Below are 26731 nucleotides of genomic sequence, written 5' to 3'. Positions count from 1 at the left end.
CTACGGGTCAGCCTTCCGGCAGGATCACCGCTGGCTGCGCCCACAGCTCGAAGAACTGCAACGAGAACGCCGTGGCCTTGACGTCGTCGGGCACCGGGATCTTGCCGTTCAATGCCGCGCGGGTCGTGCCGAAGTCCTGCCACAGCTTCAGGCTGGCCTTCTTCAGGCGCTTCTGCTCGCCGGCATCGCTGGCCGCCAGGTACTGCGCATACAGTTCGCGCATCGGCTTGCCCTTGGCCTCGAAGGCGGCGGGCAGTTCCGGCAGGGTGGCCGGGGTGAATTCGACCGTCGCCTCCGGCGTCTGGTAGCCCTCCGGGCCGAAGGCCGCGCGCAGATCGTCTTCGGCATCCAGGTACTCGAAGAAGCCGGGCACGTTGTAGAGCTTGGTGCGGTAATCAGACGAGGTGTCCGGGCTGTTGGACATCACCACGTCCGGCAGTTCGCCCAGCAGGCCGATATCCCAGCGGCGCGGAATGAACAGGCCGGTCGCCTTCACGTACGGGCCATCGATCACCACGTCATTCAGCTCGACCTTGGAGGCCAGGCCGCCGGAGTTGGTTTTGCTGGTGACGTACTGCTCGGTCACGATCACGTACTCGCCCAGCGTCGGGTTGATCAGGCCGCCGATGCCGCCGGCGTAGACCACCATGCGCACGGTGCCGATCTTCTCGCTCTGCAGCCGGTACTGGCCAGGCTCCAGGCTGATGGGCACGGCCGTGTGCGGTGGAATGACGTGCGCCTGCGCGTCGATGGACAGGGTGACCGGAGCGTCGGTCGGGTTGTCGATCTCGAAATCGATCGGGCGCGAACAGCCCACCAGCAGCAACAGGGCGGCAACAGCAGGAACCAGGCGATTGAAGAGCATGTTCATCCTTGAAGGTATTCATCCTTGGTGTGGAGCGTGCGGGCGCCGCATGCGCCCGCGCGGTGAAGCAAGGCGGCGCTACCTGCGCCGGAACAGCCAGCCGGAGACCGCCAGCATGACGATGGGCGGCAAGGCGTAGGCAATGCGGTAATCGAATTTCAGCGCACCGGCCATGCGCCCGAAGAACAGCTGCAGCAGCCAGAAGCCCAGCGCGAACAGGATGCCCAGGAACAGGCGCTTGCCCATGCCGCCGCTGCGCAGCGAACCGAATGCGAACGGCACGGCGGCCAGGCACAGCGCCAGCACGTTGAGCGGGTAGAACCAGCGGCTCCAGTAGACATCCTCGAAATCACGGGCATCGAGGTTGTTGCGTTCGCGGTACTCGATGCTGGTGCGCAGCTCGGACACGCTCAGGTTGCGCGGCTTGGCGATGCCGGTCGCCAGCGCGCCCGCGTCCAGCTTGGAATCCCAGACCTCGCGCGCGGCTTCCTCGCGGGTCGCGCCACGCTCGGCGAAGGTGTCGCGCTTGACCCCGGTCAGCACCCAGCCGTCCTTGTCGTGCTCGGCGGTGGCCGCATGGGTGAGCGAGACGATGTTGCCATCCCCGGCGATGCGGTACAGGCGCACGTCACGCAGGATCAGCCGCGTGCCCTTGTCACCGACCAGCTGCTCTTCGCCGGTGGCGGCATTGAGGAAGGTGTCACCCTCGCGCGCCCACAATCCCGAATAGCGGGCCGTGGTCACATCGGTGCCCCACTTGGCGCTCATCTTCAGCGCATCGGCACGGCTCTGGCCCCACGGGCCAATGGTCTCGGCACTGATCACCATCACGCCGGTCAGCAGCGACAGCGCGATCGCCACCGAGACGCTGAGACGTTTGCGCGACAGGCCCAGCGCGCGCAGCGCGGTCAGCTCGGAGGTGGCGGCCAGCTGGCCCAGCCCCATCAGCGCGCCGATCACCGCGGCCGTCGGGAAGAAGGTGTAGGCACGGCGGGGCACGGTATACAGCACCCACGCCGCAGCATGGCCCAGCGAATAGCCGTTCTTGCCGATGTCCTTGAACTCACCGGAGAAGGCCATCACTACGTCCAGGCCGGTCAGCACCGCCCAGGTGAGCAGCACGGTGGTGAACACCGCACGGCCCAGGTAGACATCGAAACGCATCGGGCGCAGCTTCATGCGCGGGCTCCCTTCGGGCGGGCCAGGCGGCCATCGCGCGCGTACATCCAGATGGCGAACGCCAGCAGCGGCAGGGTCAGCCACCACAGCCCCAGCGCGCCGGGAATGCGGCCGTCGGCAATCCAGCCGGCGCCGATGAAGGTCAGGTTGGTGCCCACCATGTAGGCCAGCAGGGCCAGCATCATGCGGCCGTAGCGCTGCTGGCGCGGCGAGCTGCGGCCCAGTGGCACGGTCAGCAGGGCGAAGGCTAGGGCGATCAGCGGCGGGGCGATGCGGCGGTGCAGCTGGGCCTTGGCCTCAGGCCGGTCGTCACCCAGCAGCTGCAGGGTCGGCATCAGCTCGGGGTCATCCTCGGCCTTGGCCTGGGCGCCGTCGGGCAGGGCCACGTCATTGCGGGCGAAGGTGGCCAGCCGGTAATCCAGCGCGCCGGCCAGCGGGCCTTCCACCTGGTGGCCATCGTCCAGCTCCAGGAAGCGCTGCTGCTTGCCTTCGAAGAACATGCGGCCACCGGCGGCGGACACCACTTCCAGGCGGTCATCCTTCTGCCGCTGCAGGAACACCCGGCCCAGCGTGGTGCCATCAGGCGAGATCGAGGACAGGTAGACCACCCCGCCATTGGGCAGCGGGGTGAACCGGCCCGGCTCCAGGCCGGCCATCAGCACGCTGCGGTTGGCGTCCTGGATCATCTGCTCGGCGGTGCGGCCGGCCCAGGGGCCCAGCCACAGCGAGCAGGCGCCGACCAGCAGCACCACCGGCACCACCAGCATCAGCAGTGGCCGCAGCAGGCGCTTGGGGCCAACACCGATGGCCGTCAGCACCGCCATCTCCGAATCGCGGTAGAGGCGGCCAATGGCCAGCAGCAGGCCCAGCATCAGCGCCAGCGGCAGGATCAGCGGCATGTAGGCGATGAACTGCAGGCCCAGCTGCGAGAACAGCAGCTTGGCCGGCAGCCGTCCGTCGGCGATGTTGCCGAGGATGTCCACCAGCACGCCGCCCACGCTGACCACCAGCAGGACGATCAGGGTAGCCAGGAAACTCTGGACGAAATCGCCCAGCAGGTATCGGTCGAGCTTCAGCATGGGGCGGTGGTTTAAACTCTGGGGTTCGTTCGCGGTGCCGCCCAGTCTACTGTCTGGGCGTAAACGGCCTGCGATTGTACGGACTCGCCAATGGAATCTGCTCAATGGCCCTCGAATTCACCCTGAACCACCTCGCTCCGGCCGCCGCCAGCGTCGACTGCCTGGTCGTCGGCGCCTATGCCGACCACTCCCTGACCCCGGCCGCCCAGGCCCTGGACGCCGCCAGCGGTGGCCGCCTGGCCGCCCTGGCCCAGCGCGGCGACCTGTCCGGCAAGACCGGCGCCACCACCCTGCTGCATGACCTGCCGGGCGTCAGCGCCCCGCGCGTGCTGGTGGTCGGCCTGGGCGAAGCCGCCCGTTTCGGCGTGCCGCAGTACCTGAAGGCCGTCGGCGACGCCGTGCGCGCGCTGAAGGCCGGCGCCGCCCGCAGCGCGCTGTTCACCCTGTCCGAAGTGGCCGTCAAGGACCGCGACGCCGCCTGGGCGATCCGCCAGGCCGTGATCGCCGCCGACCACGCCGCCTACCGCTACACCGCCACCCTGGGCAAGAAGAAGGCCGACGACGCCGGCCTGGCCCAGCTGGCCATTGCCGGTGACGACGCCCAGGCCCTGGCCCAGGGCCAGGCCATCGCCGCCGGTGTCGAGTTCGCCCGCGAGCTGGGCAACCTGCCGCCGAACTACTGCACCCCGGCCTACCTGGCTGAAGTGGGCGTGAAGTTCGCCGGCGAGCATGACGGCGCCGAGGCCGAGATCCTCGACGAGCACCAGATGGAAGCGCTGGGCATGGGCTCGCTGCTGGCCGTGGCCCGTGGCTCGGCCAACCGCCCGCGCCTGGTCGTGCTGAAGTGGACCGGTGCGGCCGACGCCAAGCCGTACGTGCTGGTCGGCAAGGGCATCACCTTCGATACCGGTGGCGTCAACCTGAAGACCCAGGGCGGCATCGAGGAGATGAAGTACGACATGTGCGGTGGCGCCAACGTCATCGGCACCTTCGTCGCCGCCGTGAAGGCCAGGCTGCCGCTGAACCTGGTGGTGGTCGTGCCGGCCGTGGAAAACGCCATCGACGGCAATGCCTACCGCCCGTCCGACGTGATCACCTCGATGTCGGGCAAGACCATCGAAGTGGGCAACACCGACGCCGAAGGCCGCCTGATCCTGTGCGACGCGCTGACCTACGCGCAGCGTTTCGAGCCGCAGGCCCTGGTCGACGTGGCCACCCTGACCGGCGCCTGCATGGTTGCCCTGGGCCACCAGACCGCCGGCCTGATGAGCAAGCACGACGACCTGGCCAACGAGCTGCTGGCCGCCGGCGAGCACGTGTTCGACCGCGCCTGGCGCCTGCCGCTGTGGGACGAATACCAGCCGATGCTGGATTCGAGCTTCGCCGACGTCTACAACATCGGCGGCCGCTGGGCCGGCGCCATCACCGCCGGCTGCTTCCTGTCGCGCTTTGCCGAAGGCCAGCGCTGGGCCCATCTGGACATCGCCGGCGTGGCCAGCGATGAAGGCAAGCGTGGCATGGCCACCGGCCGCCCGGTCGGCCTGCTGAGCCAGTGGCTGCTGGACCAGGTCGCCCGCGCCTGATGCCGTACCTGCCCCTGGCCGGCGCCTGCCGGCCGGGGCATCCTCCGGCCTGCCCGCCCGGCATGCCGGGCCCCTGCCCGACCCGGACCCTGCCATGCCCCGCGCTGATTTCTACCTGATCGCCAAGCCCCGTTTCCTGACCGAGCCGCTGCGCCTGGTCTGCGAACTGGCGCGCAAGGCCAACGATGCCGGGCTGCCCGCCCTGGTGCTGGCCCGCGACCAGGCCCAGGCCGAAGAGCTGGACGAACTGCTCTGGTCGTTCGACGAGGATGCCTACATCCCGCACCAGATCGTCGGCGAGGACGTGGACGAGGAAGAGGCCGTGGTGCTCATTTCCATCCCCGGGGACGAGGCGCCGATGCGCCCGCTGGTGATCAACCTGCGCGACGAACCCTGGCTGGGCCAGTGCGAGCGCGTGCTGGAAGTGGTGCCGGCCGACCCGGAAGCGCGCGAACCGCTGCGCGAACGCTGGCGCCAGTACAAGACCGCCGGCTACGACCTGAACAAGCACGACATGTGAGCGCGGCGTGGCCCCCTTGATGGGCCGCCCCGCTGCCCTGATCCTTCAACGATTACCTCCTGGTTCCCCCGCATGACCCAACTCGCCTCCAGCTACGACCCGAAGTCCTTCGAGACCGACCTCTACGAGGCCTGGGAGAAGGCCGGCCACTTCAAGCCGTCCGGCAAGGGCGAGCCCTACACCATCCTGCTGCCGCCGCCGAACGTGACCGGCACCCTGCACATGGGCCATGCCTTCCAGCAGACCCTGATGGATGCGCTGGTGCGCTACCACCGCATGCGCGGCTACGACACGCTGTGGCAGGTGGGTACCGACCATGCCGGCATCGCCACCGAAATGGTGGTCAGCCGCAACCTGGCGCTGGAAGGCAAGGGCGAGACCCGCGATTCGCTGGGCCGCGAAGGCTTCATCGGCAAGGTGTGGGAGTGGAAGCAGCAGTCCGGTGACATCATCGAGCGGCAGATGCGCCGCCTGGGCACCTCGGCCGACTGGTCGCGCAGCACCTTCACCATGGACCCGCAGCCGTCCGAAGCGGTGATCGAAGCCTTCGTGCGCTGGCACGAACAGGGCCTGATCTACCGCGGCCAGCGCCTGGTCAACTGGGACCCGGTGCTGAAGACCGCGATCTCGGACCTGGAAGTGGAGAGCGCCGAGGAAGACGGCTTCCTGTGGTCGATCGCCTACACGCTGGATGAAGGCCTGAGCTACGAGCACGTCGAGCGCGATGCCGACGGCGTGGAAACCCTGCGCGAAACCCGCGATTACCTGGTCGTGGCCACCACCCGCCCGGAAACCCTGCTGGGCGATACCGCGGTGATGGTGCACCCGGAAGACGAGCGCTACGCGCACCTGATCGGCAGGAGCGTGGTGCTGCCGCTGACCGGCCGCCGCGTGCCGGTGATCGCCGACGACTACGTCGACCGCGCGTTCGGTACCGGCGTGGTCAAGGTCACCCCGGCGCACGATTTCAACGATTACCAGGTGGGCGTGCGCCACAGCCTGCCGATGATCAACCTGTTCACCCCGGTGGCGGCGCTGAATGAAAACGCGCCCGAACGCTTCCAGGGCATGGACCGCTATGAAGCGCGCAAGGCCGTGCTGGGCGAACTGGAAGACCTGGGCGTGCTGGTCGAAACCAAGGCGCACAAGCTGCAGGTGCCGCGCGGCGACCGTACCGGCCAGGTGATCGAGCCCTATCTGACCGACCAGTGGTTCGTGAGGATGGACGAGCTGGCGCGTCGTGGCCTGGAGCTGGTCGAGAACGGCAGCATCGCCTTCGTGCCGCCGAACTGGATCAACACCTATCGCCACTGGATGAACAACATCCAGGATTGGTGCATCAGTCGCCAGCTGTGGTGGGGCCACCGCATTCCGGCCTGGTTCGATGCCGCCACCGGCAGCTGCTACGTCGGCCGCAGCGAAGACGAAGTGCGCGCGAAGCACAACCTGGGCAGCGATGTGGTGCTGAGCCAGGAAAGCGACGTGCTGGAAACCTGGTTCTCCTCGCAGATCTGGCCGTTCTCCACCCTGGGCTGGCCGAACGCGCAGGCCATGGCCGAGCGTGGCTTCGACCGCTACCTGCCGTCGTCGGTGCTGGTCACCGGCTTCGACATCATCTTCTTCTGGGTGGCGCGCATGATCATGGCCACCGACAACCTGACCGGGAAGATCCCGTTCAAGGACGTCTACTTCACCGGCCTGATCCGCGACGGCCAGGGCCAGAAGATGTCCAAGAGCAAGGGCAACGTGCTCGACCCGCTGGACATCATCGACGGCATCGCCATCGACGACCTGGTGGCCAAGCGCACCGGCGGCCTGATGCAGCCGAAGATGGTGGAGAAGATCGAGAAGGCCACCCGCAAGGAATTCCCGGACGGCATCGCCGCCCACGGTGCCGACGCGCTGCGCTTCACCATCGCCGCGCTGGCCACCCATGGCCGCGACATCAAGTTCGACATGAACCGCGCCGAGGGCTACAAGAACTTCTGCAACAAGCTGTGGAACGCCAGCCGCTTCACCCTGATGAACACCGAGGGTGCTGCGTTCAATGGCGTGCCGAGCCCGCGCACCGATGCCGAGCGCTGGATCCTGGCGCGCCTGGCCGCGGTCTCCGCCGAGGCGCAGGGTCACTACGCAAACTACCGCTTCGACCTGCTGGCGCAGTGCCTGTATGAGTTCGCCTGGAACGAGTTCTGCGACTGGTTCCTGGAACTGAGCAAGCCGGCACTGAACGGTGGCGACGCCGCCGACGCGGACAGCACTCGCCACACCCTGCTGTACGTGCTGGAAGCGCTGCTGCGCCTGCTGCACCCGCTCACCCCGTTCATCACCGAACAGCTGTGGCAGCAGCTGGCCCCGCGCCTGGGCCTGGCCGAAACCACCCTGTCGCTGCGCCCGTACCCGACCGCCGACGAATTCGCCGGCGATTTCGCCCAGGCCGAGGCCGACGTGGAATGGCTGAAGGCCGTGATCAGTGCCGTGCGCCGCGTGCGCAGTGAACTGAACGTGGCCCCGTCCAAGCTGGTGCCGCTGCGCCTGCAGGCCGGCCTGGAGCTGGACCGCGTGCGCATCGAACGCTTCAGCGCTTCGCTGTCGTTCCTGCTGAAGCTGGACAGCATCCAGTGGCTGGCCGAAGGCGAAAGCGCGCCGCCGGCCGCCGCCGCGATCGTCGGCGAGCTGAAGCTGCTGGTGCCGCTGGAAGGCCTGGTGGATCTGGATGCCGAGCGCGCGCGCCTGGACAAGGAGATCAAGCGCGTGGAAAGCGAGAAGGAAAAGAGCGAGGCCAAGCTGGCCAAGTTCACCGACAAGGTGCCGCCGGCCGTGGTCGAGCAGGAGCGCGTGCGCCTGGTCGACTGGAACACCCAGCTGGCCGGCCTGCAGGAACAGCGCGCGAAGCTGTAACGGCTGCGGTCCGGGTGCCAACCAAGGTTGGCATCTACCAACGCGGTATCGGAAACGCCGGGCACTGCCCGGCGTTTCCATTTCTGCCCCATGGCATCATCGGGCGATGCCGCTTTCCATCTTCCTGCTGGTCCTCGCCGCTGCTGCCCTGCATGCCAGCTGGAACGCGATCGTCAAGCGCGGGCCGGACAAGTTCCTCGGCACCGTGCTGGTCACCGGCAGCGCTGCACTGCTGTCGGCTGCCGCCCTGCCCTTCCTGCCCATCCCTGCGGCGGACAGCTGGCCGTGGCTGGCCGCGTCGGTGCTGCTGCAGGTGACCTACTACGGCCTGGTCGCACGCTGCTACCAGCAGGTGGACATGAGCCTGGCCTACCCGCTGATGCGTGGCTGCGCGCCGATCCTGGTCGCGCTGGCCGGCAGCCTGTTCGGCCAGTCGCTGCCCGCGGTCGCGTGGCTGGGCGTGGTGCTGGTCAGTACCGGCATCCTGTGCATGGCGCTGGGCGCGCGTGGCGGCCAGCTCGGCCTGCCACTGCTGACGGCGATGATGATCGCCACCTACACGCTGGTCGATGCGCACGGCGCACGCCAGTCGGGCAGCGCGCTGGGCTATACGCTGTGGCTGTTCCTGCTGTCAGGTATTCCACTGCCGCTGTGGGCGCTTTACACGCGGCGTGGTGCGGTGCTGGAGTATGCGCGCCAGCATTGGCCGCTGGGCCTGGCCGGTGGCGTCGGCACCACCGCTTCCTATGCAATGGCGCTGTGGGCGATGACCCAGGTACCGGTGGCGATGGTATCGGCGCTGCGCGAATCGTCGATCCTGTTCGCCCTGCTGATCTCGGTGTTCGTGCTGCGCGAACGCGTGCCGCGCGTACGCTGGCTGGCGGCGGGATTGATCATCGGCGGCGTACTGGCGCTGCGGATGGCATAAACCACCATCGGTAGTGCCGGCCGCTGGCCGGCAATCCTTCTGCGTTACAGCGGCGGCATCGTCTGCAGGTCGTCGTTGACCAGCTCGATCGCCATCACCAGCGCATCCTCGCGGCCGTTGGCGGCCGGGTAGTAGCGCGGGCGGCGCCCGATCTCGTTGAACCCTTCGCTGTGGTACAGCGCCAGCGCCGAGGTGTTGGACGGACGCACTTCGAGGAACACGCGCTGCGCGCCCCGGTCACCGGCGAGGCGCACCAGCGCCCGCATCAGTTGCCGGCCCAGGCCGCGCGACTGCTCCAGCGGATCGATGCAGATGTTCAGCACATGGGCTTCGTCGGCGGCGAGGCTCAGCACGCCATAACCGATCAGCAGGCCATCACGTTCCATGGCCAGGCCCGGGTAGCCGGCGCGCAGGCAGTCCAGGAAAATGCCGCGCGTCCACGGATACGGATAGCCACGCACCTCGATGGCCATCACTGCATTGAGGTCGCTTTCGCGCAGGGCGCGCATCGACACCGGGCCCGGCCGGGCGACCGCACTCACGGTGCGCCCCGCTTGCGCAGCGCGCGCAGCTGCGGCCACAGCGCGCGCTTGGCTGCCGGGTCGCGACGCAGCTGTTCCAGTGGCCAACTGTCCATCAGGGCCTGCGTGGCCGGATCATTCGGATTGCAGCCGGAGGCCCGCAGCAGCGCGATCTGCAGTCGATCAGGCAGGCGCACCGACGGCTGCCGCGCGTTGCCGCTGGGCTGCGGCCGCGAGGCGGCCGGCGCGGTATCGGGTGCGGCCACCGGCGTGGTCCGCGACGGCGGCGCCCCACGCTCGTACTGCACCGGTGCGCGCTCGGCCGGCGCGTCGGCCTGGCGTGGCGGTTGCCGCGGCGCTTCGCTGCGCACCGGCGCTGACGCCGCTTCGGCCTCGGCCACGCTCAACTGCAGGGCGGCGTCCAGCTCGGCGGCCAGCTGGCCGTCGTGGTAGACGGTATAGCCCATGGCCTGCAGCCAGGCCTGCTGGGCCGGGGACCACAACACGGGCAGGTCCTGGCTCACGCCGCCTCTGGCTTCTTGCGCAGGCGCTGCAGGGCCCACATCACCGGGCCGGACAGCGCGTAAAGGATGCCCACCACGAACAGCACGCGTGGCAGGTCGATGACCGCGATGGCGATGGCGATCGGCACCAGCGCCAGCACCAGGAACGGTACGCGGTCGGAACGGGTGCCCTTGGCGGCACCGCCCTTGAAGCTCCAGAAGCGGATGCGGCTGACCATCAGCAGGGCCGCGACCACGGTGACGGCCAGCGCGACGAAGCGCAGCTCGTTGCCGTTCCAGCCCAGGCTGCCATCGGCGAAGGCCCAGACGAAGGACATCATCAGCCCGGCCGCGGCCGGACTGGCCAGGCCGACGAACCAGCGCTTGTCGACCACGGCCACCTGGGTGTTGAAGCGTGCCAGGCGCAGCGCCGCGCAGGCGGCATACAGGAAGGCCACCGCCCAGCCGAGACGGCCGAGCAGTTCGCCGTCGTACTTCAGCTCGGACAGCGACCAGTGGTACATCACCAGCGCCGGGGCCATGCCGAAGCTGACGAGGTCGGCCAGCGAGTCGTACTGCACGCCGAACTCGCTGCTGGTGCCGGTGAGGCGGGCAACACGGCCATCCAGGCCATCCATCACCGCCGCCACGAACACCGCGATGCTGGCATTGACGAAATCGCCATTGGCCGCCGCGATGATGGCGTAGAAGCCGGAGAACAGCCCGGCGGTGGTGAACAGGTTGGGCAGCAGGTAAATCGTGCGCGAACGCGGCGGCGGTGTGATCGGGTCCATGGAATCCAGTTTAATCGACTTGCCAGCGGTCGGCGGCAATGCTGCAATCGGCGTTCTACGCCCATTCCGCGGAGTTTGCCATGCGTGCCTTGTCCTGCCTGGGATGCCTGCTGCTGTTGGCCAGTGCCAACGCGGTGGCCGGGCCCGTCTACAAGTGGAAGGATGCCAAGGGCGTGACCCAGTATTCGGAGACGCCGCCGGCCGGGGCGAAATACGAAACCCGGGAGCAGGCCCGCGGCACGCAGCCGGCCGCACCGGCCGCCGCCGAGGCCGCGCCGGTACCGGAGCAGTGCAGCACTGCCCGGGCCAATGTGACCCTGCTGGCGGGTACCGGTCCGGTGATGCAGGACACCGACGGGGATGGCAAGGCCGATACCGCGTTGACGCCGGAGCAGCGCAGCGCGCAGAAGGGCTTGGCCGAAGCGGCCATCAAGGCCTACTGCCCGCCGGAGGGTTAAGGGGTTCGGCAGGGCTTGCAGCCCTGCACCTGCTGCAATCAACGTCAAAAGCCACAGCGGCATTCCGAGGGATGGCGGGGCACTGTGGGTGTGCGGGGACGCCGTAAACCCATCCATGGGGGCTTGGTCGCCGCATCCATGCGGCTCACACCCCGCAAACCCACAGCGCCCCGCCTTCGACAGGTTCACGCGGCTGTTGGTGGGTGCCGACCGTTGGTCGGCAGGGGCCCCGATTTCATTATGAAAATCGATACCTGACAGATGTGCCGACCAACGGTCGGCACCCACCATCAGCAGCAGGTTCCGACAGATCGCGGAAAACTGTCGAAGGCGGGGTGGGTCCGGTTGAGGGGGCGTGAGCCGCATGGATGCGGCGACCGAGCCTACATGGACGTATTCACGGCGTCCCCCTCAGCCGGACCCACCCCGCCATCCCCCAGGAACCCGGCTTTTGACGTTGCTCCGGCTTCGGACGTTGATTCTGCGGGTGCAGGGCTGCAAGCCCTGCCAGTACAAACCCCCGGCCGGGCTGGCAGAATAGGCGTCTCTGCCGTTATCCGAAGCCGACGATGCGCCTCTCCCAGTTCCACCTGCACACCACCAAGGAAACCCCCAGCGACGCCGAGCTCACCAGCCACCGGTTGATGCTGCGGGCGGGCATGATCCGCAAGCTGGCATCGGGCCTGTACACCTGGTCGCCGCTGGGCCTGCGCGTGCTGCGCAAGGTCGAGCGCATCGTGCGCGAGGAAATGGACCGCGCCGGCGCCGTCGAATTCCAGATTCCGACCATCCAGCCGAAGGAACTGTGGGAGCAGACCGGCCGCTGGGAAAAGTTCGGCCCGCAGCTGCTGAAGATCAAGGACCGCAAGGAACAGACCTTCTGCTACAGCCCCACCGCCGAAGAAGCCGCCTGCGATTTCGCACGCAGCGAGCTGTCCAGCTACAAGCAGCTGCCGGTCAACTTCTACCAGATCCAGACCAAGTTCCGCGACGAGATCCGCCCGCGTTTCGGCGTGATGCGCGCGCGCGAATTCCTGATGAAGGATGCGTATTCGTTCCACCTGCACGATGACTGCCTGGTGCGCGAATACGAAAACATGAAGGCGGCCTACAGCCGCATCTTCACCCGCCTGGGCCTCGATTTCCGCATGGTGCAGGCCGATTCCGGCGCCATCGGCGGCGATGCCTCGCAGGAATTCCACGTGATCGCCGATTCGGGCGAGGACGCGCTGGTGTTCTCCACCGGCTCGGATTATGCCGCCAACATGGAAGCGGCCGTGGCCGCCGATCCGGCACCGCGCGCGGCTGCCGCTGAAGCCATGCGCAAGGTGGACACGCCCACGCAGAAGACCTGCGAGGACGTCGCTGCCCTGCTCGGCCTCGACCTGACCCGTACCGTGAAGTCGGTGGCGCTGATGACCGAAGGCGGCTTCGTGCTGGCCCTGGTGCGCGGCGACCACGACGTCAACGAGATCAAGCTGGGCAAGGTCGCCGGCCTGGAAGACCAGCGCTTCGCCAGCGAGGCGGAAATCGCCGAGTACCTGGGCAGCGTGCCGGGCTTCCTCGGCCCCGTCGCCCCGGCCAAGGCCATCCGCGTGGTCGCCGACCGTGAAGTGGCGGCCATGGCCGACTTCGTCGTCGGCGCCAATGAAGCCGGTTTCCACCTGGCCGGCGTCAACTGGGGCCGCGACCTGGCCGAGCCGGAAGTGGCCGACATCCGCAACGTGCAGGCCGGTGACCGCGCCGTGGACGGCGGCGAACTGAAGATCGCCCGCGGCATCGAGGTCGGCCACGTCTTCCAGCTGGGCCGCAAGTACGCCGAAGCGCTCGACGCCACCGTGCTGGACGAGAACGGCAAGGCCGCGGTGATGGCGATGGGCTGCTACGGCATCGGTATTTCCCGCGTGGTCGCGGCGGCGATCGAACAGAACCACGATGACGCCGGCATCATCTGGCCCGACGCGATGGCGCCGTGGCAGGTGGTGGTGTGCGTGATCAACCCGAAGGGCGACGCCGGCGTGGCCGATGCGGCCGCCGGCCTGCTGCAGGAACTGCGCGATGCAGGCCTGGATGCGGCGCTGGATGACCGCGGCCTGCGCCCGGGTGCCATGTTCGCCGACATGGAACTGATCGGCGTGCCGCACCGGGTGGTGGTCAGCGAACGCGGCCTGGCCGCTGGCACCTTCGAATACCGTTCGCGCCGTGCCAGCGAGGCGGAGAGCCTGGACAAAACCACCCTGCTGCAGCGCCTGCAGGGTTGATTGGAAAGACCGGGGCCTGCCCCGGTCTTTTTTTGCCTGTTTTGTGCGCACCAGCAAAATGCCGGCGGACATAATCCGGTCAAAATGGACGGATTGGGGCCACCCGGCCGCCATGTCGCGACTGCCGGTATTTGTGCTGGGATTAATTCGTCATTATTCTGTCCCGCGACGCCACGGACCGGCTCGTCCCTGTCCCTAATTCAGTTTCCGGAGTAATCGTAAATGAGCATCGACCTGAGCGGCCTGTCGGCACGCGAGCTGGGCGCCCTGATCCGCACCGCCAAGAAGCAGCAGACCATCGTGGCCAAGCGTCGCCCGATCACCAAGGTACGTGCCCAGCTGAGCAAGCTGGCCAAGGCCGAGGGTTACACCATCGAGGAACTGTTCGGTGACGCGCCGGCCGCCCCGCGTGCGCGCAAGGCCACCAAGGCCACCAAGGCCCCGGCGAAGACCGCGGGCCGCAAGCTCGGCAAGGTTGCGCCGAAGTACCGCAACCCGGCCAACCCGAAGGAAACCTGGACCGGCCGTGGCAAGCAGCCGCGCTGGATGGCCGAACTGACCGCCAAGGGCGGCAAGAAGCCGGAAGATTTCCTGATCAAGAAGGCCTGAGGCCCACGGTCGGAATGAAATGAAAAACGCCGGCGCAAGCCGGCGTTTTTCATTCCCCGGCGTGTGGACCAACGGTCCACACCTACAGGGTTTTTCTCGCCGGCATCAGCAGGTTGCCGAACAGCAGGCCGGCCACCAGTGCCATCACCACGTTGAGCACGGTGAGGAACACGCTCTGCCCGGCGCCCACGTCCTGCTGCTGCACCAGGGTCAGCACGCCGCGAAGGCTGGTGCTGCCGGGCACCATCATGATGATGCCCGGCAGGCGGATGATCGCGCCCGGGCGCCCGACCAGGCGGCCGAACAGATTGCCACCGGCGGTGAGCAGCATGGCGGAAAGGAAAATGCCGGCCGGTGCGCCCCAGGCGTGGCCACCGAATTTGGAAATGGCATAACCGGCCACCGATGCCGCCATCACCCACGGATAATCGCGGCGATTGGCCTTGAACAGCATGGCGAAGGCGAAGGCGGCGGTCAGCAGCGAGCCCCATTCCACCCACGGCCCCTGCGGCCGCGAGGCGCGGATCACCGGCTCCAGGCCCAGTACGTCGGCCAGGGTCACCGCGATCATCGCGCCCACGCTGAGTTTCATGATGGTGGTCAGCGCGCCGGCAAAGCGTGCCGTGCCCGATACCCAGTGCTGGCTGGCCAGTTCATTGACCGCGTTGGTCAGCGACATGCCGGGCAGCAGCACCACCAGCGAGGCGATGATGACGGTATTGAGGTTGAGCGCGCCAACGAAGGCGGCCACCAGGGTGGCGACCATGCCGGCCAGCAGCGCGGCCAGCGCCTCGGCGGCCTCGCGGGTGGCCGGGCGACGGTCGGTGACCATGCCCAGCAGGCCGATCATCAGGCCGATGACACCGGCGGTGGCGATGTCCAGCCACGGCAGCTTCCACATGCCGGCCACGCCGGCCGCACCCAGGCTGAAGGACAGGATGGTGCGCAGCTTGCCGCGCCGGCCGGGGTCCTTGTCCAGCTGGCGCAGCGCGGTGTGGCCCTGGGCGATGCTCATGCGGCCGTTGGACACTTCCTCGGCGATACGGTCGGCCACGCTCAGCTTGTGCAGGTCGTTCTCGCCCGGCGCCAGGCGGATCACCCGGGTGATGTCGCTGGAGCCGATGGCCTGCGCCGGGTCGCTGAAGCTGAGGATGATGCCGGTGGGGTTGGACCACGGTTCACAATCGAGGTCCAGCTGCACCGCCAGGGCCACTACGGCCGTTTCCAGGCGCTGGGCGGTGGTGCCATAACTGTGCAGGCGCCCGGCGATCTCGGAAACAAACGCCACGCGCTGTGCGTAGGTGGCCTGGGGCGTGGGGATCGTGTGAGCGTCTGCAGACATGCGCCGTAGTATTACCTACGCGGGCCCCGGCAGGAGAAATTCATCCCGGTTCGACGCGGCGCGCAGGACGAAACGGTTATGCTGCGAGCCGAATGGCCCCCATGACCCCGAACCACGCCCCCCGGCTTGAACAGGACGCCCACGATCCCGGGCTGATCCGCCTGTCCGGGCATTGGACCCTGAAGACCGCGCTGGACGCGGCAGAGGTCCTGCGTGGCATTCCCGACACTGTGACCGGCATCGACGCCACCGGCATCGAACAGCTGGACTCGGCGGGCGTGCTGCAGGTGCTGCGCGTGGCCCATCGTGCCGACCTGGGCGAACAGGCGCTGCAGTTCCGCCCGGACCACCAGGCGCTGGTGTGCACCATCGAGGAAGTGGCCGACGACCGCCCCAGGCCCAAGCGCGATTTCGGCGTGCTGGCCGCGCTCGAACGCCTCGGCGTCAGCGTCCATGCCACCGGCCACAACATCAAGGCGCTGTGCAGCTTCCTCGGCGAGAACCTGGTGAAGGCCGCGCGGCTGGTGAAGGAACCGCGACGCTTCCGCCTGACCGCCACCGTGCACCAGATGGAACAGGTGGGCCTGGACGCGGTGCCCCTGGTAGCGCTGCTGTCCTACCTGGTCGGCGCGGTCATCGCCTTCCTCGGCTCGACCATCCTGCGTGACTTCGGCGCGGAGATCTACGTGGTCGAACTGGTCAACATCGCCTTCCTGCGCGAGTTTGCCGTGCTGCTGACCGCCATCGTGCTGGCCGGCCGCACCGCCAGTGCGTTCACCGCGCAGATCGGCGCGATGAAGGCGCGCGAAGAAATCGATGCGATGCGCACGCTCGGCCTGGACCCGGTCGACCTGCTGGTGCTGCCGCGCCTGCTGGCCCTGCTGGTGACCCTGCCGCTGCTGACCTTCATCGCGATGATCGCCGGCCTGGCCGGCGGCATCACCGTCGGCGCGTTCGACCTGGACATTCCGCCGCAGATGTACATCGCGCGCATGCACGAAACGATGGAAGTGCGGCACATGCTGGTGGGCCTGTCCAAGGCGCCGGTGTTCGCGCTGATCATCGGCCTGATCGGCTGCCTGGAAGGCCTGAAGGTGGAAGGCACGGCGCAGTCGGTGGGCGAGCGCACCACCTCCAGCGTGGTGCAGACCATCTCGCTGGTCATCATCATCGACGCCTTCGCGGCGTTGTGGTTCATGCACATGGACTGGTGACATGAACACACACGACATCGATACCGACACCGCGATGCACGACGACCAGGGCCACGACCTGGCCATCCGCGTGCGCGGGCTGGTCAACCGCTTCGGCAGCCAGACCGTGCACGAAGGCCTGGACCTGGATGTGCGCCGGGGCGAGATCCTCGGCGTGGTCGGCGGCTCGGGCACCGGCAAGTCGGTGCTGATGCGCTCGATCCTGGGCCTGCGCGTGCCCGACGAAGGGCAGATCGAGGTGCTCGGCCGTGATGCACGCGCCGACGATGCCGAAAGCCGCCTGCACATCGAGCGCAATACCGGCGTGCTGTTCCAGGATGGCGCCCTGTTCTCCTCGCTGACCGTAGGCGAGAACGTGCAGGTGCCGCTGAAGGAACACCACCGCGAGCTGCCCGAGCGCTGGCATTACGAACTGGCGCTGCTGAAGGTGAAGCTGGCCGGCCTGCCTGCCGATGCCATCAACAAGCTGCCCTCGCAGCTGTCCGGCGGCATGCGCAAGCGCGCCGGCCTGGCCCGTGCGCTGGCGCTGGACCCGCCGCTGCTGTTCCTGGACGAACCCACCGCCGGCCTGGACCCGATCGGCGCGGCCGCCTTCGACCGCCTGATCAAGACCCTGCAGGAAGCGCTGGGGCTGACCGTGTTCCTGATCACCCACGACCTGGACACGCTGTATGCAATCTGCGACCGGGTGGCGGTGATCGCCGACCGCAAGGTGGTGGCCAACGCGCCGCTGCCGGAAATCGAGAAACTGGACCATCCCTGGATCCAGGAATATTTCCACGGACCCCGTGCGCGTGCCGCGCGCGGCGAACAGATCAAGAGTGCCTGAGCCATGGAAACCAAAGCCAACTACGTGCTGATCGGCGCGTTCACCCTGATCACCGGCCTGGCCCTGCTGGCCTTCGGACTGTGGGCGGCCAAGTACTCCTCCGACCGCACCTGGCAGGAATACCGCGTGGTGTTCCGCGAGGCGGTCACCGGCCTGTCGGTGGGCAGCCCGGTGCAGTACAACGGCATCGCGGTGGGCTCGATCACCGAGCTGAACCTGGTGCCCGATGACCCGCGCCAGGTGGTCGCGCGCATCCGCCTGAACTCCAATACCCCGGTCAAGACCGATACCCGCGCCAAGCTGGCCATCACCAGCCTGACCGGCCCGTCGATCATCCAGCTCAGTGGCGGCACGCCGCAGGCACCGACGCTGACCACCGTCAACAAGGATCCGGCGCCGATCATCCCGACCACGCCGTCGGCCCTGCAGAACATCACCGATGTGGCCAACCGCATCGTCGAGCGCATGGACCAGATCCTGAGCGACCGCAACGTCGCCTCGATCAACGCCACCCTGGCCAACCTGGAAACCATCAGCGGCGGCCTGGCCGACCGTGACCAGGGCACCCAGGCGCTGCTGCTGAGCGCGCGCGATGCCGCACGCAGCCTGGACACCACGCTGAAGACCACCAACGGCACCATCGAGCGCCTGGACAAGAACCTGGTGCAGCAGCTGCCGGGCATTATCGACAAGCTCGACGCCACCCTCGGCAAGCTCGATTCGGCCGCAGGCAATGCCGATTCGATCCTGGGCGAGAACCGTGCGGCCATCAACAGCTTCGCCAACGATGGCCTGGGCCAGCTGGGCCCGACGCTGAACGAACTGCGCGGCCTGATCCGCGACCTGCGCCGGGTCAGCGACCGCCTCGAGAACAACCCCGCGCGCTACCTGCTGGGCCGCGACGCACCGAAGGAGTTCGAACCCAAATGAGCACGATGACCCTTCCGCGCCTGCTGCTGGCCGCCTCGGCCGTCGCCCTGCTGGGTGGCTGCTCGATTCTTGGCAGCGGCGACAAGAGCCCGGTCACCCTGTATTCGCCCGCGGTGCAGGTGAAGGTGGATCCAAGCTGGCCGCAGGCCGACTGGCAGCTGGTGGTGTCCAAGCCCAGCGCCGCGCGCATGGTCGACAGCCCGCGCATCAACGTGCGGCCGACGCCGTCCGAGCTGGAGATCTACAAGGGCGCCAGCTGGGCACAGCCGGCCACCGACATCATCGAAGACACCCTGCTGCGCGGCTTCGAGGATTCCGGCCGCCTGCGTGGCGTGGCGCGCACCGCCGCCGGCATCCGCGCCGATTACAAGCTGGCCACGGATATCCGCCGCTTCGAGTCGGACTACCAGGGCCAGGCGACGCCGACGGTGGTGATCGAAGTGAACGCCAAGCTGATCCACACCACCGACCAGCGCGTGGTGGCTGACCGCACGTTCCGCCAGGCGCAGCCAGTGGGCAGTACCGACGTGCCGGCCGTGGCCGCCGCTTTCGAGCGTGGCCTGCAGCAGCTGGCGCAGGACGTGGTGGGCTGGACGCTGGTCAACGGACAGAACGACGCAGCGTCGATGAAGCGCTGAACCCTGGCAGCGCCGGGCCATGCCCGGCGGCACCCCAGCAGGTGCGTGCGATAATCAGACGCCACGGCCCATTCCCACGCTGATGCCCGCCTCCGTCTCCATCGCCGTCTGCACCTACAACGGTGAGCGCTTCCTGCAGGCGCAGCTCGACAGCCTGCTGGCGCAGACCCACCGGCCGCAGCAGATCGTGATCCGCGACGACGTTTCCTCCGACGGCACGCTGGCGCTGCTGCAGGCCTTCGTACCGCGTGCGGAAGCCGCAGGCATCGCCGTGGACCTGCAGGTGAACCCGCAGAACGTCGGCTACCGGCGCAACTTCGATGGCGCACTGCGTGCCTGCACCGGCGAGATCATTTTCCTGTGCGACCAGGACGACGTCTGGCATGCCGACAAGCTCGCCCGCTTCTGCGCCGCGTTCGATGCACGGCCTGGCCTGCGTGTCCTGCACTGCAATGCGCGATTGATCGATGAAGCGGGCCAGCCGATGCCACAGACCCTGTTCGCCGCACTGCGTTACGGGGCCAGGCAGCAGGCGCGGATGCATGCAGGCGATGGCCTGCGCGTGCTGCTCAAGCGCAAGCGGATCACCGGCGCGGCAATGGCATTGCACCGGTCGGTGCTGGACGACGCGCTTCCCCTGCCGACGTCGGACTGGGTGCATGACGCCTGGATCGGCACGCTGGCCGCCATGCGCGGCGAGATCGACAGCCTTGCCGAGCCACTCATCGACTACCGGCTGCACAGCAACAACCAGCTGGGCCTGGGCGGCAACGATGCCACCCCGCGCGCGGTGCAACGCAAGCGCCAGCTGGACAGCGAACGAGTGGAATGCGGTCTGTTGCTGGAGCGCGCCCGCGCCCGCGGCCTTCCCGCCGGCCCGATGGCCTGGGTCGAGCGCAAGCAGCGCCATATCACCGTGCGCGCCCAGCTGCCGGCTTCGCGCCTGCAGCGCATCCCGGCGGTGATCAGTGAACTGCTGCGTGGCAACTATGGCCACTTTGGCCGTGGCCTGCTGTCGGCCTGCATCGATCTGCTGCGCGCCTGACCTGTCGGTGCACGATCAGCGCGGCTGGATCCAGCGGAATGTCAGGTTGATGCGTTCGCCCTGCACCCGTGCCATCTTCGGCAGCGCGTGCTGGTAGAAGCGCTGGGTGCTGCCGCCCATCAGCAGCAGGTCGCCATGGCCCAGCAGGAATTCAGCCTTGCGCGTGGTGTCCTCGCGCCGCCGCAGCAGGAACCGGCGCGCCGCGCCCAGGCTGAGCGAGGCGATGAGCGGAGATGGCCCCAGTTCCGGTTCGTCATCGCTGTGCCAGCCCATGTAGTCGCCACCGCTGCGGTAGCGGTTGACCAGCACGCTGTTGAAGGCGCCGATGCCCTGCCCCTGCAGCCTTTCGCGCAGCAGCTGCAGCCGCGGCGGCCACGGCTGCGGCACGAACTCAGCCCCCGAATAGCGGTAGCGTGCCTGCGGGTCACCGATCCAGCAGCTCAGCCGTGGCGAATCCACCCAGCGGCCGAACATGCGGATGCGATGCACCTCCCAGGGCAGTTCCGACTGCAGGGCCGACAGTAGTGCATCGGCGGCGGCGGCCGGCAGCCAGCCGGGCAGGTGCTGGACGTCGGCGTCGGGCAGGTCAGGGGCAAACAGCATCGCGCTCGTCCTCATGCGCGGGGCGGCAGACGCGCCCCGCGCACGGCCACTCAGGCACGCCGGAACGGCACGCCGGTCTTGTCCTTCAGCTCTTCATCGCCGACACCGGGCGCCGCTTCCACCAGCAGCAGGCCGTCGTCGGTCACGTCGAACACGGCCAGGTCGGTGATGATGCGGTCGACCACGCCGACGCCGGTCAGCGGCAGCGAGCATTCAGCCAGGAGCTTGTGCTCGCCGTTCTTCGCGGTGTGCTCCATCAGCACCACCACGCGCTGCACGCCGGCCACCAGGTCCATGGCGCCGCCCATGCCCTTGACCATCTTGCCGGGCACCATCCAGTTGGCCAGGTCACCCTTGTCGGTCACCTGCATGGCGCCGAGGATGGCCAGGTTGACGTGGCCGCCGCGGATCATCGCGAAGCTGTCATGGCTGCCGAAGTAGCTGGCACCGGCACGCGCGGTGACGGTCTGCTTGCCGGCGTTGATCAGGTCCGCGTCCACTTCGGCGTCGGTCGGGAACGGGCCGATGCCAAGCAGGCCGTTCTCCGACTGCAGCCACACGTCCACGCCTTCGGGGATGTGGTTGGCCACCAGGGTCGGCAGGCCGATGCCCAGGTTCACGTAGGCGCCATCGGTCAGTTCGCGGGCGGCGCGGGCCGCCATCTCGTCACGGGTCCACGCCATGTCAGTTGCCCTCCGCGCGGATGGTGCGCTGTTCGATGCGTTTCTCGGGGTGCGGGTTGTGCACGATGCGGTGCACGTAGATGCCCGGCAGGTGCACCTGGTCCGGATCGATGGCGCCCACCGGCACCACCTCTTCCACTTCCACGATGCAGACCTTGCCGGCCATCGCGCAGGCCGGGTTGAAGTTGCGCGCGGTCTTGCGGAACACCAGGTTGCCCGCCTCGTCGGCCTTCCAGGCCTTGACCAGGGCGACGTCGGCGCGCAGCGCGGTTTCCATCACGTAGTGCTTGCCGTCGAACTCGCGGATTTCCTTGCCATCGGCCACCACGGTGCCGTAGCCGGTGGCGGTGAAGAACGCCGGGATGCCCGCGCCGCCGGCGCGCAGGCGCTCGGCCAGGGTGCCCTGCGGGTTGAACTCCAGCTCCAGCTCACCGGCCAGGAACTGCCGTTCGAATTCCTTGTTCTCGCCCACGTAGGACGAAATCATCTTCTTGATCTGCCGCGTCTCCAGCAGCTGGCCGAGGCCGAAGCCATCCACGCCGGCATTGTTGGAGATCACGGTCAGGCCCTTGGCACCGCTGTCGCGCAGCGCGGCGATCAGCGCCTCGGGAATGCCGCACAGGCCGAAGCCGCCCACGGCCAGGGTCTGGCCATCGGCGATGACGCCCTGCAGGGCCTCCGCCGCCGAAGCAAAGCGCTTGCTGCGCTTGCCGCCGGTCGTTGCCGGGTTGTTCATCTACGCCCTCACCTCGTTGATGTAATCGCACCATTCTAGGCCAGCGCGCCGGCCGGTCACGTGGCGTTGCGGCATGGAAACGATTCCCATACAGGGCTGGCGGTACAATCACGGGCTGTGCCCACAATGGACCCGATCGATGCCCCTGCCCGCCTTCAAGGCCTATGACATCCGCGGCCGCGTGCCGGAAGAACTGAACGAAGACCTCGCCCGCCGCATCGGCGTGGCCCTGGCCGCTCAGCTCGCGCCGGGCCCGGTGGTCCTGGGACATGACGTCCGCCTGACCAGCCCGGCCCTGCAGGACGCGCTCGCCTCCGGCCTGCGCGGCGTCGGCCGCGAAGTGATCGACATCGGCCTGTGCGGCACCGAAGAAGTCTATTTCCAGACCGACCACCTGGGCGCCGCGGGCGGCGTGATGGTGACCGCCAGCCACAACCCGATGGACTACAACGGGATGAAGCTGGTCAAGGAAAACGCACGGCCGATCAGCTCCGACACCGGCCTGTTCGCGATCTCCGACGCCGTGGCCGCCGATACCGGCAGCGCGCAGCCGGCGAGTGCAGCGCAGACCGCGCGCCACGACAAGAGCGCCTACATCGACCACCTGCTCAGCTACGTGGACGCCAGCAAGCTCAAGCCGCTGAAGCTGGTGGTCAACGCCGGCAACGGCGGTGCCGGCGCCATCGTCGACCTGCTGGCGCCGCACCTGCCGCTGGAATTCATCCGCATCTGCCATGAACCCGATGGCAACTTCCCCAACGGCATCCCCAACCCGCTGCTGCCGGAAAACCGCGCCGCCACCGCCGAGGCCGTGCGCGAACACGGTGCCGACTTCGGCATCGCCTGGGACGGCGATTTCGACCGCTGCTTCTTCTTCGACCACACCGGCCGCTTCATCGAGGGCTACTACCTGGTCGGCCTGCTGGCCAAGGCCATCCTCGCCCGCCAGCCGGGCGGCAAGGTCGTGCACGACCCGCGCCTGGTCTGGAACACGGTGGAAATGGTCGAAGCGGCCGGCGGCGTGCCGGTGCTGTGCAAGAGCGGCCACGCCTTCATCAAGGAAAAGATGCGCGCCGAAGATGCCGTGTATGGCGGCGAGATGAGCGCCCACCACTATTTCCGCGAGTTCGCCTACGCCGACTCCGGCATGATCCCGTGGCTGCTGATCGCCCAGCTGGTGTCCGAAAGCGGCCGCTCGCTGGCCGACTGGGTGGAGGACCGCATGGCCGCCTATCCCTGCAGCGGCGAGATCAACTTCAAGGTGGCCGATGCCAAGGCCGCCGTCGCGCGCGTGATGGAGCACTTCGCCGCACAGGCGCCGGCGCTGGACCACACCGATGGCATCAGCGCCGATTTCGGCGACTGGCGCTTCAACCTGCGCAGCTCCAACACCGAGCCGCTACTGCGCCTGAATGTCGAAGCCCGCGGTGATGCAGCGCTGATGCAGGCGCGCACCGACGAAATCTCCCACCTCCTCCAGCAGTAACCAAGGAAGACCATGAGCATCATCCAGCCCGTCATTCTCTCCGGTGGCTCCGGAACCCGCCTGTGGCCGCTGTCGCGTGAGTCCTACCCGAAGCAGTTCCTGCCGCTGGCCGGTGACCTGACCATGCTGCAGGCAACCTGGCAGCGGGTCGCGCCCATCGCCAGCCGTGGCCCGCTGGTGATCGCCAACGAGGAACACCGCTTCGTCGCCGCCGAACAGCTGCACCAGGTCGGCGCCGAACCGGCGGCGATCATCCTCGAGCCGATGGGCCGCAACACCGCGCCGGCCATCGCCGTGGCAGCGCTGGAAGCGACCCGTGACGGCGCCGATGCGCTGCTGCTGGTGCTGCCTTCGGACCACGTGATCACCGATGAAGCGACCTTCCGCAGCGTCGTCCAGGCCGCCGCCAGTGCGGCCGAGTCGGGCAAGCTGGTGACCTTCGGCATCGTGCCCACGGGCCCGGAAACCGGCTATGGCTACATCAAGGCCGCCGATGGCCAGGGCCTGCGCGCGGTCGAACGCTTCGTCGAGAAGCCCGACCTGGACACCGCCACCGGTTACGTGGCCAGCGGCCAGTACTACTGGAACAGCGGCATGTTCCTGTTCAAGGCCTCGCGCTACCTGCAGGAACTGGAACGCTTCCAGCCGGAGATGCTGGCCGGCAGCCGCAGCGCCTGGCAGCAGGCCCGCCGCGATGCCGACTTCACCCGCCTGGACAAGGACGCCTTCGCCGCCGTCACCTCCGATTCCATCGACTATGCGGTGATGGAAAAGACCGCCGATGCGGTGGTGATCCCGCTCGATGCGGGCTGGAACGATGTCGGTTCGTGGACCGCGCTGCGCGATGTCTCGCAGCAGGATGGCGACGGCAACGCGCACCAGGGGGATGTGATCGCCATCGACTGCCGCAACACCTACGCCTATGGCCAGCGCCTGGTGGCGATGGTCGGCCTGGATGATGTGATCGTGGTGGAGACCGACGATGCGGTGCTGGTCGGCAAGGCCGACCGCATGCAGGAGGTCAAGACGGTGGTGTCGCAGCTGAAGACCGAAGGTCGCAGCGAAGCGACCTGGCACCGCAAGGTCTACCGTCCGTGGGGTGCCTACGATTCGATCGACAATGGTGACCGCTTCCAGGTGAAGCGGATCACGGTCAAGCCGGGCGGCACGCTGAGCCTGCAGATGCACCACCATCGCGCCGAGCACTGGATCGTGGTCAGCGGCACCGCCGAGGTCACCCGCGGCGACGAGGTGCTCCTGCTGAGCGAGAACCAGAGCACCTACATCCCGCTGGGCGTGACCCACCGCCTGCGCAATCCGGGCAAGCTGCCGCTGGAACTGATCGAAGTGCAGTCGGGCAGCTACCTGGGCGAAGACGATATCGTCCGCTTCGAGGACACCTACGGGCGCAGCTGAGCAGCGCCCGCATCAGGCAGAGTGCAGGCCCCGCCTACGGAGCACCGGCGCCACCTTCGGGCGCCGGTCCTGCGCGGTGTCCCGGCAGGACCTGGCGCAGCAGGGGATCATCCAGGCGCTGCTTCAGGTTTTCCGCATCGGGATAAGGCAGCACGAAGCCGTCGCCCTGCGGTGCCCGCAGGTCCTCACCGGCCAGATGGCGTTGCACGTTGTCCTGCTGCAACCGCGCGTCGGCGGTGAACTGCTGCAGCTTGCCGGCGTCCTTGCTGGCCCGGCCCAGCAGCGGCCAGGCCACCACGATTGCGAACAGGACCACGACCGTGCGGGTGGCAAGGCGCAGCCGCGCCCCCGGGCGGGCCTCGCCCCACAACCGGATGGCGAACCACGCACTGGCAAACAGCCCGGGAACGAACAGTTCGGTATAGCGGGACATCGGCGCCCGCATGTCGTGGCCACGGCCATAGGCGATGGCCAGCGCCTGCAGCGCGGACCAGACGCACAGCCCGGCCATCACCAGATCGGCAGGCGACGCCCTGCGGCGGACCAGCATCCGGCCGATCATGACCAGTGCGGGCAGCCAGATGACCGGCGCGAATGCGCCCGAACGCATCGGCCATGCCAGCACGCGCACGGCCGCACCGGCGAATTCGCCGACACTCTGCGCCCGCAGGACCGCGTGGGCCTCGATCACCGGTACCCACGCATAGGCGGCGATGGCGACGACCGCCAGCAGCGCGGTCGCGCACAGCGCCGGAGCGCGACGCCCCGGCAGGCAGAGACAAGCCATGATGCAGGTCGCGCCCGTCGCCACGGCGGTCAGCAGGCCTGACGCCATGGTGGCGCAGGCAAACACGCTCAACGCCACCGCGCCAGCCAGGGCGGCAATGCTCTGGTGATGGCGGGCCACCAGCGCAATGGCCACGATGCTGGACAGGATCAGGAAGTAGAACTGCGACTGGAAGCCGACCAGGAAGTTCTCCCACGCGAACGGCAGTACCGACAGCAGCACCGCCAGCGGCGGCAACCAGCGATGCGCCGCGACACCCGCATCGCGCAGCGCGTGCCAGGTCAGCAGCCCGGGGATGAAGCAGAAAACGACAGCGGCGATCCGCGCTTCGTGGACGTTGTTCCACTCGCCGGTGGCCGCATACGACAGCAGCGTGACCAGCCGCGTGGGCAGGATGCGGTGTTCGTTGTGCGGCGAGACCAGCATCTGCCACTGCAGTGAACCCTGCAGCCATGGCTTGAGTGCACTCGCCCACTCGCCGTCCCACTGGTCCATGTAGGGCATCGGCGTAGCGAAGTACTGCACGTACAGCAGCCTCGCCAGCAGGGCCAGGGCAGCTACGCCCATCGCGAGTGTGAGCGGCGACATTCCACGCGGTGCGCGGAGGGTGGAACGGGGCAGATCCATGGAGCGTCCTTGCAGGTGCGAGCGCAGCGATATCCACGCGCTGCGCGGAATGATCCTGCCGCGCATGGTAGTCCAGAAGCACGGACGCCGCCCACGCGCGGTGGCGGTGCGCAGGGTGACGCCACGCAGCGCGGCATCCGCAGACGCAGAAGCCCGGCCAGGGCCGGGCTTCTGTCTGCCACGAGGTGCGGGCG

The 26731-nt window shown here is 68.1% G+C and carries 24 protein-coding genes and 1 pseudogene; 14 read left to right on the top strand and 11 right to left on the bottom strand.

Annotated elements, in window-relative coordinates:
- Positions 1-7: 7 nt before the first annotated feature.
- From C1927_RS03340 to lptF, 3 genes are all read right to left on the bottom strand, one after another.
- Positions 8-865 (bottom strand): hypothetical protein, encoded by an 858-nt coding sequence (locus tag C1927_RS03340; protein ID WP_108747759.1) that lies wholly within the window; start codon positions 863-865, stop codon positions 8-10.
- A 78-nt stretch (positions 866-943) separates the two neighbouring features.
- Positions 944-2044 carry an LPS export ABC transporter permease LptG gene (gene lptG, locus C1927_RS03335; RefSeq protein ID WP_108745937.1) on the bottom strand — a complete coding sequence of 367 codons (1101 nt, stop codon included), beginning with the start codon at positions 2042-2044 and terminating at the stop codon, positions 944-946.
- Entirely contained in the window at positions 2041-3123 is a 1083-nt protein-coding gene (lptF, locus tag C1927_RS03330) for an LPS export ABC transporter permease LptF (RefSeq protein WP_079220573.1), read from the bottom strand. Before lptF ends, lptG begins: the two co-directional genes overlap by 4 nt.
- Positions 3124-3227: 104 nt before the next feature.
- Between lptF and C1927_RS03325 the strand changes: the two genes are divergently transcribed.
- The 4 genes from C1927_RS03325 (at position 3228) to C1927_RS03310 (ending at position 9055) form a co-directional block, all read left to right on the top strand.
- Positions 3228-4706, top strand: coding sequence for a leucyl aminopeptidase (locus C1927_RS03325; protein ID WP_079220572.1), 1479 nt, complete (start codon positions 3228-3230; stop codon positions 4704-4706).
- A gap of 94 nt (positions 4707-4800) precedes the next feature.
- Entirely contained in the window at positions 4801-5226 is a 426-nt protein-coding gene (locus tag C1927_RS03320; RefSeq protein WP_108745936.1) for a DNA polymerase III subunit chi, read from the top strand.
- A 72-nt stretch (positions 5227-5298) separates the two neighbouring features.
- The gene (locus C1927_RS03315) at positions 5299-8127 is read left to right on the top strand and encodes a valine--tRNA ligase (RefSeq protein ID WP_108745935.1); all 2829 of its coding nucleotides are present in this window, start codon (positions 5299-5301) and stop codon (positions 8125-8127) included.
- Between the two features lie 106 nt (positions 8128-8233).
- Positions 8234-9055: an EamA family transporter gene (locus tag C1927_RS03310; protein ID WP_108745934.1), complete on the top strand. Its 822-nt coding sequence runs from the start codon at positions 8234-8236 to the stop codon at positions 9053-9055.
- 44 nt (positions 9056-9099) lie between these two features.
- Here the strand turns inward: C1927_RS03310 and rimI are convergent, their stop codons facing one another.
- From rimI to pssA, 3 genes are read right to left on the bottom strand one after another with little or no spacing between them, the layout of a single operon-like run.
- Positions 9100-9597 (bottom strand): ribosomal protein S18-alanine N-acetyltransferase, encoded by a 498-nt coding sequence (gene rimI, locus C1927_RS03305; protein WP_108747758.1) that lies wholly within the window; start codon positions 9595-9597, stop codon positions 9100-9102.
- Positions 9594-10043, bottom strand: a complete 450-nt coding sequence (locus C1927_RS03300) for a hypothetical protein (protein WP_174208717.1) — start codon at positions 10041-10043, stop codon at positions 9594-9596. Before C1927_RS03300 ends, rimI begins: the two co-directional genes overlap by 4 nt.
- A 53-nt stretch (positions 10044-10096) precedes the next feature.
- Positions 10097-10873, bottom strand: a complete 777-nt coding sequence (gene pssA / locus C1927_RS03295) for a CDP-diacylglycerol--serine O-phosphatidyltransferase (RefSeq protein ID WP_079220566.1) — start codon at positions 10871-10873, stop codon at positions 10097-10099.
- Positions 10874-10953: 80 nt separating this feature from the next.
- Here pssA and C1927_RS03290 point away from each other — a divergent pair, with 80 nt between their 5' ends.
- From C1927_RS03290 to C1927_RS03275, 3 genes and pseudogenes are all read left to right on the top strand, one after another.
- Positions 10954-11331 carry a DUF4124 domain-containing protein gene (locus tag C1927_RS03290; protein ID WP_079225082.1) on the top strand — a complete coding sequence of 126 codons (378 nt, stop codon included), beginning with the start codon at positions 10954-10956 and terminating at the stop codon, positions 11329-11331.
- A gap of 569 nt (positions 11332-11900) precedes the next feature.
- The gene (locus tag C1927_RS03280) at positions 11901-13592 is read left to right on the top strand and encodes a proline--tRNA ligase (RefSeq protein ID WP_108745932.1); all 1692 of its coding nucleotides are present in this window, start codon (positions 11901-11903) and stop codon (positions 13590-13592) included.
- A gap of 222 nt (positions 13593-13814) precedes the next feature.
- A pseudogene (locus C1927_RS03275) lies at positions 13815-14195 on the top strand (H-NS histone family protein); the annotation flags it as partial.
- Positions 14196-14283: 88 nt separating this feature from the next.
- Here C1927_RS03275 and C1927_RS03270 read toward each other — a convergent pair.
- Positions 14284-15543: a threonine/serine exporter family protein gene (locus C1927_RS03270; protein WP_108745931.1), complete on the bottom strand. Its 1260-nt coding sequence runs from the start codon at positions 15541-15543 to the stop codon at positions 14284-14286.
- A 92-nt stretch (positions 15544-15635) separates the two neighbouring features.
- On the opposite strand from C1927_RS03270, the gene C1927_RS03265 reads away from it, so the two are divergent.
- From C1927_RS03265 to C1927_RS03245, 5 genes are all read left to right on the top strand, one after another.
- Positions 15636-16757, top strand: a complete 1122-nt coding sequence (locus tag C1927_RS03265) for an ABC transporter permease (protein ID WP_174208666.1) — start codon at positions 15636-15638, stop codon at positions 16755-16757.
- A gap of 1 nt (position 16758) precedes the next feature.
- Positions 16759-17586 (top strand): ABC transporter ATP-binding protein, encoded by an 828-nt coding sequence (locus C1927_RS03260; RefSeq protein ID WP_079220562.1) that lies wholly within the window; start codon positions 16759-16761, stop codon positions 17584-17586.
- 3 nt (positions 17587-17589) lie between these two features.
- Positions 17590-18516, top strand: a complete 927-nt coding sequence (locus C1927_RS03255; protein WP_079220561.1) for an MlaD family protein — start codon at positions 17590-17592, stop codon at positions 18514-18516.
- Positions 18513-19154 carry an ABC-type transport auxiliary lipoprotein family protein gene (locus tag C1927_RS03250; RefSeq protein WP_079220560.1) on the top strand — a complete coding sequence of 214 codons (642 nt, stop codon included), beginning with the start codon at positions 18513-18515 and terminating at the stop codon, positions 19152-19154. Before C1927_RS03255 ends, C1927_RS03250 begins: the two co-directional genes overlap by 4 nt.
- 82 nt (positions 19155-19236) lie before the next feature.
- Positions 19237-20199: a glycosyltransferase family 2 protein gene (locus C1927_RS03245; RefSeq protein ID WP_108745929.1), complete on the top strand. Its 963-nt coding sequence runs from the start codon at positions 19237-19239 to the stop codon at positions 20197-20199.
- A gap of 15 nt (positions 20200-20214) precedes the next feature.
- Here C1927_RS03245 and C1927_RS03240 read toward each other — a convergent pair whose 3' ends face one another.
- The 3 genes from C1927_RS03240 to C1927_RS03230 are packed head-to-tail and all read right to left on the bottom strand — an operon-like array spanning position 20215 to position 22221.
- Complete coding sequence (locus tag C1927_RS03240; RefSeq protein ID WP_108745928.1) at positions 20215-20802, bottom strand: alpha-ketoglutarate-dependent dioxygenase AlkB; 588 nt, start codon at positions 20800-20802, stop codon at positions 20215-20217.
- A 50-nt stretch (positions 20803-20852) separates the two neighbouring features.
- Positions 20853-21485, bottom strand: a complete 633-nt coding sequence (locus C1927_RS03235) for a CoA transferase subunit B (protein WP_079220557.1) — start codon at positions 21483-21485, stop codon at positions 20853-20855.
- Between the two features lies 1 nt (position 21486).
- Positions 21487-22221 (bottom strand): CoA transferase subunit A, encoded by a 735-nt coding sequence (locus C1927_RS03230; RefSeq protein ID WP_079220556.1) that lies wholly within the window; start codon positions 22219-22221, stop codon positions 21487-21489.
- A gap of 139 nt (positions 22222-22360) precedes the next feature.
- On the opposite strand from C1927_RS03230, the gene C1927_RS03225 reads away from it, so the two are divergent.
- Together C1927_RS03225 and C1927_RS03220 are read left to right on the top strand one after the other, a co-directional pair.
- Positions 22361-23707 carry a phosphomannomutase gene (locus C1927_RS03225; RefSeq protein ID WP_079220555.1) on the top strand — a complete coding sequence of 449 codons (1347 nt, stop codon included), beginning with the start codon at positions 22361-22363 and terminating at the stop codon, positions 23705-23707.
- A 12-nt stretch (positions 23708-23719) separates the two neighbouring features.
- The gene (locus C1927_RS03220; RefSeq protein WP_079220554.1) at positions 23720-25123 is read left to right on the top strand and encodes a mannose-1-phosphate guanylyltransferase/mannose-6-phosphate isomerase; all 1404 of its coding nucleotides are present in this window, start codon (positions 23720-23722) and stop codon (positions 25121-25123) included.
- Between the two features lie 34 nt (positions 25124-25157).
- Here C1927_RS03220 and C1927_RS03215 read toward each other — a convergent pair whose 3' ends face one another.
- Positions 25158-26498, bottom strand: a complete 1341-nt coding sequence (locus tag C1927_RS03215; RefSeq protein ID WP_159096636.1) for a hypothetical protein — start codon at positions 26496-26498, stop codon at positions 25158-25160.
- Positions 26499-26731: the final 233 nt, after the last annotated feature.

Source organism: Stenotrophomonas sp. ZAC14D1_NAIMI4_1, from assembly GCF_003086775.1.
Classification (GTDB): Bacteria; Pseudomonadota; Gammaproteobacteria; order Xanthomonadales; family Xanthomonadaceae; genus Stenotrophomonas.
Note: the sequence above shows the minus strand (reverse complement) of the source record. Positions and strands in the feature narration are given on the sequence as shown.